Below are 12114 nucleotides of genomic sequence, written 5' to 3' on the forward strand. Positions count from 1 at the left end.
GATGTTCGCGCGGACCAAGAGACTGACATTGCGGCCCGGCTGGCCCGAGGACGCCGCCGCCATCGCCCGGGCGATCGGCCATGAGGACGTCGTGACCAGGCTGTCGCGCGTCCCCTGGCCCTATTCGGAAGCGCAGGCCGCCGAATGGCTGGCGACGCCCCGCGCCAAGGACAATGTCGCGTTGTCGATCCTCGCGCATGAGGAAGCGACGCCGCGGCTGGTCGGCGGGATCGGTATCCACCCGGCCGAGGATCTGGGCGGGTACGAGATCGGCTATTGGCTGACGCCCGATGCCTGGGGCCGCGGCTACGCGACCGAGGCGGGCCGCGCCGTACTCGGCATCGCGCAATATGCGATGGGGCTGAAGAGCCTGCGCGCCCGCTATTTCGTCGACAATGTCGCATCGGGCAACGTGCTGCGCAAGCTCGGCTTTCGCATCACGGGGCGGACCACCACCCCTTGCCTCGCTCTCGGCCGCGACGTCGAGAGCGTGACGCTGGCGCTCGATTTCGATGCCGACGAGCCCGTGTGTCGAATGCCGATGGCGGCCTGATCCTTCGCCGTCGCCCGGAACCGCGCCGGGCGGCGGCGGATTGATTTCGCTACCCAAAGCGCCGACAGGTCGCTGATGTCCGTTACTCCCCTTCCCCTCCGCAAGCGCCTGAGCCCGGAGGAATCGCGCGACGCCGCGCTCGATGCCGCGCGCGATCTCCTGGTGGAGCTCGGGCCGCAAGCGGTGACGCTGAAGGCGGTGGCGGCGCGCGTGGGGCGGACGCACGCCAACCTGCTCCATCATTTCGGCTCGGCGGCTGGGCTGCAAAAAGCGCTGATCGAGCGGATGGCCGGGTTCATCTCGACCACTATTCGAGAAACCGTATTCCGCCAGCGCGCCGGAGATCAAAATCCGCGCGAGGTGGTGGACCTCGCGTTCGACGCATTCGACACCGGCGGCGCGGGCGCTTTGGCGAGCTGGATGATTCTGTCGGGCAACGAGGACGCGCTCGACCCGATTCTGCAGGCGATCCACGACTTGGTCGACGAGTTGACCGAAGGCCATTCGAAGCAGGATCGCCCGATCGAGGACGAGACGCTGCAACTCGTGATCATGGCGCTCGGCGACGCGCTGTTCGGCGCGCCCCTCGCCCGTGCGCTGGGTCTACCGCGCGATCGCACGCGCCAGCTCGCCTATCAGGCGCTGCTCCACGGCAACGAGCCGGATCGCTGACCGACTAGCCGATTTGGAACACGGACAATAGCGTGCGGGACGCCGGTCAATTTCAACCGACCGCTGCCGGGTCTAGGGTGCATCGATGCCCGCCAACGATGCCCCTCCCTTGCTTTGCCGGATTTTCGGCCATCGTCGCTCGCGGCGCATCTGGCAGGAACACGGCGCCTATCGCGCCCAATGCAAACGCTGCGGCATCGACATGATCAGACCGCGCGGAGCGTCGGACTGGGAGACGCTGCCGGCCGAACGCAACTGATCGCGCGACCGACCGGACGCATCGCACGTGGAGCGATGTCGGCAGCACTGGTCGATGGCCCGAATGATCTGCGGGGGTTAGCAGCGCGCCAATACGCCGCTAAGGCTGCGCCATGCATTTTCTCGATCAAGCCAAGATTTTCGTCCGTTCGGGCGCCGGCGGCCCCGGCGCGGTCAGTTTCCGGCGCGAGAAGTTCATCGAATATGGCGGCCCCGACGGCGGCGACGGCGGCAAGGGCGGCGACATCGTGTTCGAGGCGGTCGCCGGCCTCAATACGCTGATCGACTTCCGCTACACCCAGCATTTCCGCGCGCCGCGCGGAACCGGCGGCGCGGGGTCGAACCGCACCGGCGCGGGCGGCGACGATCTGGTCATCAAGGTGCCGGTCGGTACGCAGATTCTGGCCGATGACGAGGAGCGCTCGCTGCTCGCCGACCTGACCGCGGTCGGCCAGCGCATCGTCTTCCTGCGCGGCGGCGACGGCGGGCGCGGCAATGCCAGCTACAAGACCTCGACCAATCGCGCGCCGCGCCAGCACGGCACCGGCTGGCCGTCGGAAGAAGCCTGGGTGTGGTTGCGGCTCAAGCTGCTCGCCGATGCCGGGCTGGTTGGCCTGCCCAATGCCGGCAAGTCGACCTTCATCAATCAGGTGACCAATGCCCAGGCCAAGGTCGGCGAATATGCCTTCACCACCACCCGCCCGCAGCTCGGCGTGGTCCGCCACAAGGGCCGCGAGTTCGTCCTCGCCGACATTCCGGGCTTGATCGAGGGCGCAGCCGAAGGCGCCGGGATCGGCGACCGTTTCCTTGGCCATATCGAACGCTGCCGCGTGCTGCTGCATCTGGTCGACGCCAACGATGCCGATGTCGCGGAGAGCTACCGCATCGTCCGCGAGGAACTCGAAGCCTATGGCGGCGGGCTGATCGACAAACCGGTCGTGGTCGCACTCAACAAGATCGACACGCTCGACGACGAATTGATCAAGGTGCTGTCGGAAGAACTCGAGGAAGCGAGCGGCGCCGAAGTCATCCCGATCTCCGGCGTCAGCGGCGTCGGCGTCGATTGGGCGCTCGACAAATTGCTCGAGGCGATTCCGTCGACCGACTCGCCGGTTGACGACGACGGCGCCGAGGACGAGGTGCAATGGTCACCCCTGTGAGGGGCTTCCCAAATTGACCAGACTTGATGCGAGGATGCGCGTGGTCGCCGTCCTGTTGTCGGCGCTCGCCGGTTTCGTCGACGCGGTCGGGTTCATCGCCTCGGGCGGCTTCTTCGTATCGTTCATGAGCGGCAATTCGACCCGCCTGGGCATCGGCATCATGACCGATCGCCATGCCGCGCTACTGGCGAGCGGTCTGATCCTCAGCTTCGTCCTGGGGGTGATGCTGGCGATGCTAGTGCGCGGTCGTCGCGAGGGGGCGGCGTGGAACGTCCTCTTGCTGGTCGGCGTGGCGCTGGCGCTCGCGGCGGCGCTTCATCGAATCGCGCCGACGCCCTGGGTGCTGCCGATCGTCGCGCTCGCCATGGGCGCGGAGAATGTCGCCTTTGCCGGCCAGGGTCAGGTCGTCGCCTTGACCTATATGACCGGAACGCTGGTCCGCGTGGGCCAGGCGCTCGCCACGGCGATCACCGGCGGCGACCGCTGGGGCTGGGCTCCGCTCGCGCTAATGTGGGCCGGGCTGATCGCCGGCGGCGCGATGGGGGCGTGGGCCGCGCTTTCGCTTGGCCTTGATGCCCTGTGGCTGGCCGCCGCCGTGGTCGTCACCGCCGCGCTGACGGTACGAAGACTGCGGCCCGCCTGAAGGACTTCGTGTTAAGATGATCTGGTCGGATGCTCGTCCGGTGCCAATCCCCGGACGTAAAGAGGGAGCGCCCCAGGGCGCTCCCGGATGTTCAGGCCGCGAGGGGCAGCGGCATGTCGTCGATTTCGGCGACCGGGGTGGTCTCGATCTCGACCGCCGCGACACGACGCTGTTTCGGAAAGACGAGGCGGCTGACCAGCACCAGCGCGCCGAGCCCGAAATAGGCCGAGATCACGGCGATCGGCGCGAAGATCAGCGTCATGCCGAACAGCAAGCGCAGATAGAGCGGGTTGAAGCCGAAATCCTCCCCCAGGCAGGCGCAAACGCCGAACAAATTCTGCCAGGGTTCGGCGGATTGAGCGGTGGTGGTGGACATTGATAGGCTCCTGAAATGCGTTGCCTCTCCTTCAGCACGTTGCGTGCCAGTTTATTTAAGATACTGATTTAAATAGATATATATTAACGCAACCTGTCAAACGCGGGACAACTCGCCGAACTTTCCGCCCGTCGGCGCCAAGAAGTGGCGCATTTTGCCACTGGGCGGGCGCATCGCTGGTGTAGCCGGACGGCACCGTGCTCGCTAAGCGGGGCGCGATGAGCAATGCGCGCCCCTTCTCCCCTGCCGCCTGCTCGCGGCTGATCGTCAAGGTCGGGTCGTCGCTGCTCGTGACGCCCGAGGGCGACGTGCGGCGCGACTGGCTGGCGGCATTGGCAGCCGACATCGCCGGGGCCGCGCGGGCCGGGCAACAGGTCGCGATCGTCTCATCGGGCGCGATCGCACTCGGGGCGCGGCGGCTCAAGCTTGCCAAAGGCGGGCGCGCCAGCCTGGAGGACGCGCAAGCGTCGGCCGCGACGGGACAGATCGCGCTGAGCCAGGTCTGGGCCGAGTGCCTCGCCGCCGAAGGACTGACCGCCGCCCAGATGCTGGTCACGCTCGACGATCTCGAGGACCGGCGGCGCTATCTCAACGCCGCGGCGACCCTGGGCCGATTGCTCGGGCTCGGCGTGGTGCCGGTGATCAACGAGAACGATTCGGTCGCGACCGAGGAAATCCGCTTCGGCGACAACGACCGGCTCGCCGCGCGCGTCGCGCAGGCGGCGGGCGCGCAGGGCGTGTTGCTGCTGTCCGACATCGACGGCCTGTACGATCGCGATCCGTCGCAACCGGGCGCCACCCTGATCGATCGCGTCGCGCGAATCGACGGCGCGATCGAGGCGATGGCGGGCGGGTCCAAATCGGGCATGGGCTCGGGGGGCATGATCTCCAAGATCCAGGCCGCCAAGATCGCGACCCGCGCCGGCATCGCGCTGGCGATCGCCACCGGGCGGATCGACCATCCTTTCGCACGCTACGTCACGACCGGCCACGGCACCTTGTTCCCGGCGCAGCGCACCGCGCCGGCGCGTAAGGCATGGCTGGGCGGACGGCTGACGGTGCGGGGGACCGTCCATGTCGATGCCGGAGCGGTCGCCGCACTCAACGAAGGCAAGAGCCTGCTGCCCGCCGGCGCGACGCGGATCGACGGGGCGTTCGCGCGCGGGGACTTGATCGCAATCGCCGGGCCAGACGGCATGGTCGCCAGCGGACTCGCCGAATATGACGCCGCCGACGCGGCAAGGATCATCGGCAAGCGCAGCGACGAGGCCGCCGCGATCCTGGGCTATGCGCCGCGCGCGGCGCTGGTACATCGCAGTCACATGGTGCTGGCGTGACCGTCATCGCGGTCACCGGCGGTACGGGATTCGTCGGCAGCCATTTCCTCGACCGTGCCCTGGCCGAGGGGCACGAGTTGCGCGCCCTCACCCGGCGCCCGCAACCCGCGCGCGCCGGTATGACCTGGGTCGAAGGCGCGCTCGGCAACCCGAACAGCATGGCCGCGCTGGTCGAGGGCGCCGACGCGATCCTGCATATCGCCGGCGTGATCAACGCGCCCGATCGCGCCGGCTTCGCGGCGGGCAATATCGAGGGAACGCGCGTGTTGATCGCCGCGGCCGAAGCCGCCGGCGTCCTGCGTTTCGTCCAGGTTTCGTCGCTGACCGCGCGCGAGCCCGATCTGTCTGCTTATGGCTGGTCCAAGGCCGAGGCCGACCGCCTGCTGATGGCGAGCGGCCTCGACTGGACGATCGTCCGACCGCCGGCGATTTTCGGCCCCCGCGACCAGGAAATGCTCGAGCTGTTCAAGCTCGCCAAGTATCATGTCATGCCGCTACCGCCGGCCGGTGGACGCATGTCGGCGATCGCCGTCGGCGAACTCGTCCGCCTGCTGCTCGCGCTGCCGACCAGCAATGCGCTGGTCCGCCAGATCGTCGAGCCCGACGATGGCGCGCCCAATGGCTGGGACCATCGCGATTTCGCCCGCGCGATCGGCGCGGCAATGGGAAAGAAGGTCCTGCCCTTGTCACTGCCCCGCCCCGTGCTGAGCACGATCGCCGCGCTCGACGGCCTGTTCCGCGGCAAGAACGCCAAGCTGACTCCCGACCGCGTCGCCTATTTCTGCCACCCCGATTGGGTGAGTCACGCGCCTCCGCCGGCCGATGTCTGGGCGTCGGAACAGGATACCCATTCGGCTTTGGCCGCGACCGCGCAATGGTATCGCGCCCAAGGGTTGCTATAACCCCGGCCAATTCCCGCCGCATTTGGCGGGCATCGCCTTCGCCAGACAAGGAAAGACAATGAGCGACCGCGCAGCAATCTTCGAGACCGTCACCGGGCTGATCCAGCCGTTCAACAAGAAGGGCGTCGCCCTGTCCGACGCGACCACGTTCCAGCACGACCTGGAATGGGATTCGCTGACGGTGATGGATTTCGTCGCGGCGATCGAGGACGAGTTCGACATCATCATCACGATGAACATGCAGGCCGAGATCGAAACCGTCGGCCAACTCGTCGACGCCGTGCAGAAGCTCAAGGCCGCCTGACCCCGATGGATGAGGAATACGCCATGACCGACGCCATCGATACCGCCGAAGCCCTGCCCGAGAACCCCGCGCCGAGCGCGCCGGCCAATGAGCCCGGGCGCGACTTGATGTCGAAGTTCGACGGCCTGATCGCCGAGCGCCAGGCCTTGCTCGACAGTGGCGTGACCGATCCGTTCGCGATCGTGATGGAGCAGGTGAAGTCGCCGACCGAAGCGGTGATCAAGGGCAAGGACACCATCCTGCTCGGCACCTATAATTATATGGGCATGACGTTCGACCCCGACGTCATCCAGGCCGGCAAGGACGCGCTCGACCAGTTCGGCTCGGGCACCAACGGCAGCCGCATGCTCAACGGTACGTTCCGCGACCATATGGAAGTCGAGCAGGCGCTGCGCGATTTCTACGGCACGACGGGCGCGATCGTCTTTTCGACCGGCTATATGGCCAATCTCGGCATGATCTCGACGCTCGCCGGCAAAGGCGAGTACGTCATCCTCGACGCCGACAGCCATGCCTCGATCTACGACGGCTGCAAGCAGGGTTATGCCGAGATCGTCCGCTTCCGCCACAACGATATCGAGGATCTCGACAAGCGCCTCGGCCGCTTGCCCAAGGAACCCGGCAAATTGGTCGTGCTCGAAGGCGTCTATTCGATGCTCGGCGACGTCGCGCCGCTCAAGGAAATGGTCGCGGTGGCCAAGAAGCACGGCGCCATGGTGTTGTCCGACGAGGCCCATTCGATGGGTTTTTACGGCCCCAATGGCCGCGGCGTGTACGAGGCGCAGGGCTGCGAAGGCGATGTCGACTTCATCGTCGGCACCTTCTCCAAGTCGGTCGGCACGGTCGGCGGCTTCTGCGTGTCGAACCACCCCAAGTTCGAGGCGATCCGCTTGGCGTGCCGCCCCTATATCTTCACCGCCAGCCTGCCGCCGTCGGTCGTCGCGACCGCCGCGATGTCGATCCGCAAGCTTCAGCATGCCCACAACAAGCGCGCGCACCTGTGGGAAAACGCGAAACAATTGCATGGCGGCCTGACCGCCATGGGGTTCAGGCTCGGCACCGAGAAACCCGATAGCGCGATCGTCGCGGTGATCCTCGACGACCAGGTCCAGGCGGTGATGATGTGGCAGGCACTGCTCGACAGCGGGGTCTATGTGAACATGGCGCGTCCGCCCGCTACTCCCGCCGGCACCTATTTGCTGCGTTGCTCGCTCTGCGCCGAGCATAGCGCCGAGCAGATCGACGCGGTGTTGCAGCGGTTCGAAGCGGCAGGACGGGCGGCGGGCGCGCTAAGCTGAGGGAACTCCCGGGGTTTCCACGATTCCGGCGATTGGGTACAAGGCCGGCATGAGCGGGAACGACGCGGAGCCGGGGCTCGTCGACCAGGCGCGCGCAATCTGGCGGGGCATTGCCTTGTCGGTTATGGCGGTGCTTGGCACGGCGATCGTCGTCGCGCTGATCGTCGTGCTGTCCGACACCACGGCGCAACGCGACCGCGCCCTGAAGGCGCAGAGCCACAGCTATGACGTGATGATCCTGGCGCGGACGCTGTCGGGGACGATCGCGCATGCCGAGGCGGCGCTGGGCCGCTACGTGATGAGCCGCGACCAACTGGTCGGCCGCGAATATTATGACGAATGGGATTCGGCGCGAAACCAGATCGATCGCCTCGATGCGCTGACCGGCGACAACAGCCGCCAGCAACACATGATCGACCAGCTGCGCGCGGTCTACGATCGGCGCGGGCAGGAACTGGCGATCACCGCGCTCAGCACGTCCTACAAAAAGGACCAGCAGGCCTATTCGCGGTTCTACGCGGCCGGCAAATCGCCGACCTTGCGACAGATCGACAATCTGCTCGACGGGATCATCGATTCCGAGCACACCTTGCTCGACCAGCGCGTCGCCGCGGCCGCGGCGTCGATCCAGCGTTCCAACCCCGTCGCGATGATCCTGGCGGCGTTCGGCGTATTGATCGTCATCGCCGCGATCGTGCTCGGCTGGCTGACGATCGGGGTGATGCGGGAACGCGCCGCCGCCCGCGCCGAGGCGGATGTCGAACGCGAACGTTCGGCGGTGCTCGAGGATGCGGTCAACGAGGCCACGCTGGCGTTGCGCGCGCAGGAAGCCAAGCTACGCCAAGTTCAGAAGATGGAGGCGGTCGGACAGCTCACGGGCGGCATCGCGCACGATTTCAACAATATGCTGGCCGTCGTTCTGGGCGGACTGGAACTCGCCCGACGGACGCTCAAGACCGATCCGGAAGGCGTCGATCGCCACCTCGACAATGCTACCGAGGGCGCGCATCGCGCGGCCGCGCTGACTCGCCGATTGCTCGCTTTCTCGCGGGAGGAAGCGCTCAATCCCGAAGCGATCACGCCGATCGCGGCGATCGGCGGCATGTCCGACCTGCTCGATCGGACGCTGGGCGACGCGATCACGGTCCAGACCGCCGACGACGGCTCGTGCTGGCACATCTGGGCCGACCGCCACGAGCTTGAGAACACGATTCTCAATCTCGCGGTCAACGCGCGCGACGCGATGGACGGGCGGGGGCGACTGACGATCCGAACCGACGCGCGCACGCTGGAAGCCGGCGAGATCGGGCATTGCCTGGCCGGCGATCATATCGCGATCGCGGTCAGCGACACCGGTTGCGGGATGGCGCCGGAGATCATGGAGCGCGTGTTCGAGCCGTTCTTCACCACCAAGCCGGTCGGCAAGGGCACTGGCCTCGGCCTCAGCCAAATCTTCGCGTTCGTCCGTCAGTCGGGCGGCGAGATCGCGATCGCCTCGGTCGAAGGTCAGGGCACGACCGTGACGCTCTACCTTCCTCGCCACGTCGGCATCGACGACACCGCGACCAAGGTCGAAACCGTGGCGGCAGCCAGGCCTCCGTCGATCCGCGGCCTTGGCGTGTTGATCGTCGAGGACGATCCGCGCGTGCTGACGGCGACAGTCGGCGCGATCGAGGAACTCGGCCATCGCGCGGTCCCCTGCCCCGACCCGCTCGACGCGCCGCGCATGCTCGACGATCTCGGTCCGTTCGACCTCGTGATCTCCGACGTGCTGATGCCCGGACAGACCGGGCCGGAGATGATCGCGGGATTGATCGAGCGGCATCCCGGCCTCGCCGTGCTGTTCGTCACCGGCTACGCTGGGGACGGCTCGGCGGCCGATTTCGAGGGGCGGCCGGTGTTGCGCAAGCCGTTCACCATTGCCGGCCTGGAACGCGCCATCGCCGACGCGGTGACGCTCGGCCACCCCTCGCCGCCCGATCAACTGGCCGCCGAATAGGACCGTTTTTCCGGCTGACGCGGACCGAATGCCGCCCTATAGCCGTTCGATCATCTCCCCTGCCGCTCGCGGCCGAGAAGGATCGTTTTCCCGTCAGCCATGAAGTCCATCGATCGCTACATGGCCCGGCTGATCGCGTTGCCGCTGTTCTCCACCCTGGTGATCGCGGCGATGCTGCTCGTCCTCGACCGCATGCTGCGGCTGTTCGACTTCGTCGCGACCGAAGGCGGGCCGATCAGCGTCGTTTGGCAGATGCTGGCCAATCTGCTGCCCGAATATTTCGGGCTCGGCATCCCGATCGGGCTCATGCTCGGTTGCCTGCTCGCGTTCCGCCGCCTCGCGACCTCGTCCGAGCTCGATATCCTGCGCGCGGTGGGCATGAGCTATGCGCGGCTGCTGCGCGTGCCGTACATTTACGCCGTGGTGCTTGCCGTGCTGAACCTGGGTATCGTCGGCTATGTCCAGCCCAAGGCGCGCTACGCCTATGAGAATCTGCGCTATGAGCTGCGTACCGGCGCCCTCGGCGCGTCGATCAAGGTCGGCGAGTTCACGAGCTTCCCGAACAATGGACCCACCGTACGCATCGAGCAGAGTCATGACGAAGGGCGCGAACTGACCGGCATCTTCATCCAGCGGAACGACGACAAGGGAGGATCGCTGGCCGCGACCGCCGAGCGTGGCCGCTTCTACGCCGCGCCCAATCCCGACGAAATCATCTTTCAGCTGACCAACGGTACGTTGGTCAGGCATGAGCCGGGGGTGGCGGTACCGCGCGTGCTACGCTTCAACCTGTGGAATTTCCCGATCCGCTTGCCCGAAACGAGCCCGTTCCGCGCGCGCGGCGGTCGCAATCTGGAATTCACCTTGCCCGAGCTCGCGCGCATCGGCCACGACAAGACGGCGCCAGAGCCGCTGCGCGATTCGAGCCGCGCGCAATTCCATTTCCGCGTCACCGAAGTGGCGTCGATGTTCCTGCTGCCGATGCTCGCGCTGGCGCTCGGCGTGCCACCCAAGAGGTCGACGTCGGCGCTCGGCGTGTTCCTGTCGATCGTGATGATCGTGACCTATTTCAAGATCAACGAATATGGCCAGTCGATCGGCAGCCTGGGCAGGATCGACCCGTTCATCGCCTTGTGGGTGCCGTTCTCGCTGTTCGCCGCCCTGGTGCTATGGATGTTCTACACGATCGCCTATGTCCCGGGCGGTCAGCCGATCGGCGCGCTCGACCGCGTGTTCGGCAAGATCAGCAAGGTGGTGGTGCGCTGGCTGCCGTTCCGCCGCAACCTGCGCCGCAACGACGATGACGAGCCGGAGGCCCAGCCGGCATGATCTCTATGCAGTTCTTCCCGTCGCGGACGGTGTCGATCTACATGGCGAAGAGCTTCCTGATCCGCACCTTCGCGGTGCTGGCGGCGCTCGTCATCGTGCTGCAATTCCTCGATGCGCTGAGCGAATCCGGCCGCATCCTGGCCCATCCCGGCAACGGCCAGGCCGAAGTATGGCATTACATCAGCCTGCGCGTGCCCGAGATCGTCGCGCGCTTCTTGCCCTATTCGGTGCTGCTGGGCGCGATCATCACCTATTCGACGCTCAACCAGAATTCGGAAGTCATCGCGATGAAGGCTTCCGGCCTGTCGGCGCATCAGGTGCTGGCGCCGATGATCATCGCCGCGATCGGCGTCGCGGCGCTGAGCTTCGCGTTCAACGACCGCATCGTCAGTCGCGCGACGGCGACGCTCAACCATTGGCAAAAGCTCGAATATGCGCCGATCCCGATCGATACCGGCGACCGCGTCAACGTCTGGACACGCTCGGGCGACGACCTGATCAACGTCAAACTGGTCAAGGGCCGCGGCGATGCGGCCACGCTCACCGACGTGACCTTCTACGATCGTGACAAGGCCGGCGAGTTGCAGGCGACCATCGCCGCCCCGCACGGCCGTCGCGAAGGCAAGGCATGGCGCATCTGGCCGGCGCAGAAATTCGACGTCGCCAGCGGCGTCGCGACCAATCTTGGCTCGGTAGTCGTTGGCGAAGGCGTCCGCCCGGACCAGTTCACGCTGGCGTCGGTCGATGCCGACGGCATGTCGTTCAGCCAATTGTGGTCGGCGATCAGCGACCTCAAGGCCGCCGGACGGCCGACCAAGGCGCTCGAGGGCGACCTCTGGCACAAATTGTCGGGACCGCTGTCGTCGATCCTGATGCCGTTGCTCGGCGCTGTCGCGGCGTTCGGCATCGCGCGCTCGGGCAAATTGTTCATCCGCGCGGTGATCGGCATGGCGCTCGGCTTCACCTATTTCGTGGTCGACAATTTCGCGCTGGCGATGGGCAATCTCGGTGCCTACCCGCCGCTGCTCGCGGCCTGGGCGCCGTTCGTGCTGTTCCTGATGATCGGCGAAGCGGTGCTGATCCGGACCGAGGAATAAAAGCGAGTCTGGAGCGCCCGGGCGCAACCCGCAACTTCCCGGTCACGTCATCAACTCAGTTGAGCATCGCGGATGCGAGCGTTTGCGATGACGATAATTTTGCGCATGACGGCGATGAGGGCGACGATGGGTTTTTTGCCGTTGCTTTTGAGGCGTTGGTAGAAGTGGCGTAGGGTTGGGTTGTGT

General features: G+C 66.4%; 13 protein-coding genes and 1 pseudogene. 12 read left to right on the plus strand and 2 right to left on the minus strand.

Features of this window, described 5'->3' with window-relative positions; translation table 11 throughout:
- The 5 genes from ACTHJR_RS05445 to ACTHJR_RS05465 form a co-directional block, all read left to right on the plus strand.
- Nucleotides 1–553, plus strand: a 553-nt coding sequence (locus ACTHJR_RS05445) for a GNAT family N-acetyltransferase (protein WP_440522109.1), incomplete at its 5' end; no start/stop codon positions are given.
- A gap of 75 nt (nucleotides 554–628) precedes the next feature.
- Complete coding sequence (locus tag ACTHJR_RS05450) at nucleotides 629–1225, plus strand: TetR/AcrR family transcriptional regulator (RefSeq protein ID WP_440522110.1); 597 nt, start codon at nucleotides 629–631, stop codon at nucleotides 1223–1225.
- An 85-nt stretch (nucleotides 1226–1310) separates the two neighbouring features.
- Nucleotides 1311–1484: a hypothetical protein gene (locus ACTHJR_RS05455; RefSeq protein WP_440522111.1), complete on the plus strand. Its 174-nt coding sequence runs from the start codon at nucleotides 1311–1313 to the stop codon at nucleotides 1482–1484.
- A 112-nt stretch (nucleotides 1485–1596) separates the two neighbouring features.
- A complete protein-coding gene (obgE, locus tag ACTHJR_RS05460) occupies nucleotides 1597–2643 on the plus strand; it encodes a GTPase ObgE (protein ID WP_440522112.1) in 1047 nt (348 codons plus the stop codon).
- Between the two features lie 34 nt (nucleotides 2644–2677).
- Nucleotides 2678–3286 carry a YoaK family protein gene (locus ACTHJR_RS05465; protein WP_440522113.1) on the plus strand — a complete coding sequence of 203 codons (609 nt, stop codon included), beginning with the start codon at nucleotides 2678–2680 and terminating at the stop codon, nucleotides 3284–3286.
- A gap of 91 nt (nucleotides 3287–3377) precedes the next feature.
- On the opposite strand, the gene ACTHJR_RS05470 is transcribed toward ACTHJR_RS05465, so the two are convergent.
- A complete protein-coding gene (locus tag ACTHJR_RS05470; RefSeq protein WP_440522114.1) occupies nucleotides 3378–3662 on the minus strand; it encodes a PspC domain-containing protein in 285 nt (94 codons plus the stop codon).
- A 218-nt stretch (nucleotides 3663–3880) separates the two neighbouring features.
- Between ACTHJR_RS05470 and proB the strand changes: the two genes are divergently transcribed.
- The 7 genes from proB to lptG all read left to right on the plus strand — a co-directional run bounded on the left by proB (nucleotide 3881) and on the right by lptG (nucleotide 11928).
- On the plus strand, nucleotides 3881–4999 hold the full coding sequence (gene proB, locus ACTHJR_RS05475) for a glutamate 5-kinase (protein WP_440522115.1): 1119 nt from the start codon (nucleotides 3881–3883) through the stop codon (nucleotides 4997–4999).
- Nucleotides 4996–5901 (plus strand): SDR family oxidoreductase, encoded by a 906-nt coding sequence (locus ACTHJR_RS05480; RefSeq protein WP_440522116.1) that lies wholly within the window; start codon nucleotides 4996–4998, stop codon nucleotides 5899–5901. Before proB ends, ACTHJR_RS05480 begins: the two co-directional genes overlap by 4 nt.
- Before the next feature lie 58 nt (nucleotides 5902–5959).
- Nucleotides 5960–6205 carry an acyl carrier protein gene (locus tag ACTHJR_RS05485; RefSeq protein ID WP_440522117.1) on the plus strand — a complete coding sequence of 82 codons (246 nt, stop codon included), beginning with the start codon at nucleotides 5960–5962 and terminating at the stop codon, nucleotides 6203–6205.
- Nucleotides 6206–6228: 23 nt separating this feature from the next.
- Complete coding sequence (gene spt, locus ACTHJR_RS05490) at nucleotides 6229–7503, plus strand: serine palmitoyltransferase (protein WP_440522118.1); 1275 nt, start codon at nucleotides 6229–6231, stop codon at nucleotides 7501–7503.
- A 49-nt stretch (nucleotides 7504–7552) separates the two neighbouring features.
- Nucleotides 7553–9502 (plus strand): ATP-binding protein, encoded by a 1950-nt coding sequence (locus ACTHJR_RS05495; RefSeq protein WP_440522119.1) that lies wholly within the window; start codon nucleotides 7553–7555, stop codon nucleotides 9500–9502.
- 99 nt (nucleotides 9503–9601) lie between these two features.
- The gene (lptF, locus tag ACTHJR_RS05500; protein WP_440522120.1) at nucleotides 9602–10831 is read left to right on the plus strand and encodes an LPS export ABC transporter permease LptF; all 1230 of its coding nucleotides are present in this window, start codon (nucleotides 9602–9604) and stop codon (nucleotides 10829–10831) included.
- Nucleotides 10828–11928 carry an LPS export ABC transporter permease LptG gene (lptG, locus tag ACTHJR_RS05505; RefSeq protein ID WP_440522121.1) on the plus strand — a complete coding sequence of 367 codons (1101 nt, stop codon included), beginning with the start codon at nucleotides 10828–10830 and terminating at the stop codon, nucleotides 11926–11928. Before lptF ends, lptG begins: the two co-directional genes overlap by 4 nt.
- A 50-nt stretch (nucleotides 11929–11978) precedes the next feature.
- On the opposite strand, the pseudogene ACTHJR_RS05510 reads toward lptG, so the two are convergent.
- A pseudogene (locus ACTHJR_RS05510) lies at nucleotides 11979–12114 on the minus strand (IS110 family transposase); the annotation flags it as partial.

Source organism: Sphingomonas sp., from assembly GCF_051962185.1.
Classification (GTDB): Bacteria; Pseudomonadota; Alphaproteobacteria; order Sphingomonadales; family Sphingomonadaceae; genus Sphingomonas.

What these genes read in the sequence shown, in the direction of transcription:
- ACTHJR_RS05450 (WP_440522110.1), top strand. Translation starts at nt 629, where the DNA reads ATGTCCGTTACTCCCCTTCCCCTCCGCAAGCGCCTGAGCCCGGAGGAA.
- ACTHJR_RS05455 (WP_440522111.1), top strand. Translation starts at nt 1,311, where the DNA reads ATGCCCGCCAACGATGCCCCTCCCTTGCTTTGCCGGATTTTCGGCCAT.
- obgE (WP_440522112.1), top strand. Translation starts at nt 1,597, where the DNA reads ATGCATTTTCTCGATCAAGCCAAGATTTTCGTCCGTTCGGGCGCCGGC.
- ACTHJR_RS05465 (WP_440522113.1), top strand. Translation starts at nt 2,678, where the DNA reads ATGCGCGTGGTCGCCGTCCTGTTGTCGGCGCTCGCCGGTTTCGTCGAC.
- ACTHJR_RS05470 (WP_440522114.1), bottom strand. Translation starts at nt 3,662, where the DNA reads ATGTCCACCACCACCGCTCAATCCGCCGAACCCTGGCAGAATTTGTTC.
- proB (WP_440522115.1), top strand. Translation starts at nt 3,881, where the DNA reads ATGAGCAATGCGCGCCCCTTCTCCCCTGCCGCCTGCTCGCGGCTGATC.
- ACTHJR_RS05485 (WP_440522117.1), top strand. Translation starts at nt 5,960, where the DNA reads ATGAGCGACCGCGCAGCAATCTTCGAGACCGTCACCGGGCTGATCCAG.
- spt (WP_440522118.1), top strand. Translation starts at nt 6,229, where the DNA reads ATGACCGACGCCATCGATACCGCCGAAGCCCTGCCCGAGAACCCCGCG.
- ACTHJR_RS05495 (WP_440522119.1), top strand. Translation starts at nt 7,553, where the DNA reads ATGAGCGGGAACGACGCGGAGCCGGGGCTCGTCGACCAGGCGCGCGCA.
- lptF (WP_440522120.1), top strand. Translation starts at nt 9,602, where the DNA reads ATGAAGTCCATCGATCGCTACATGGCCCGGCTGATCGCGTTGCCGCTG.
- lptG (WP_440522121.1), top strand. Translation starts at nt 10,828, where the DNA reads ATGATCTCTATGCAGTTCTTCCCGTCGCGGACGGTGTCGATCTACATG.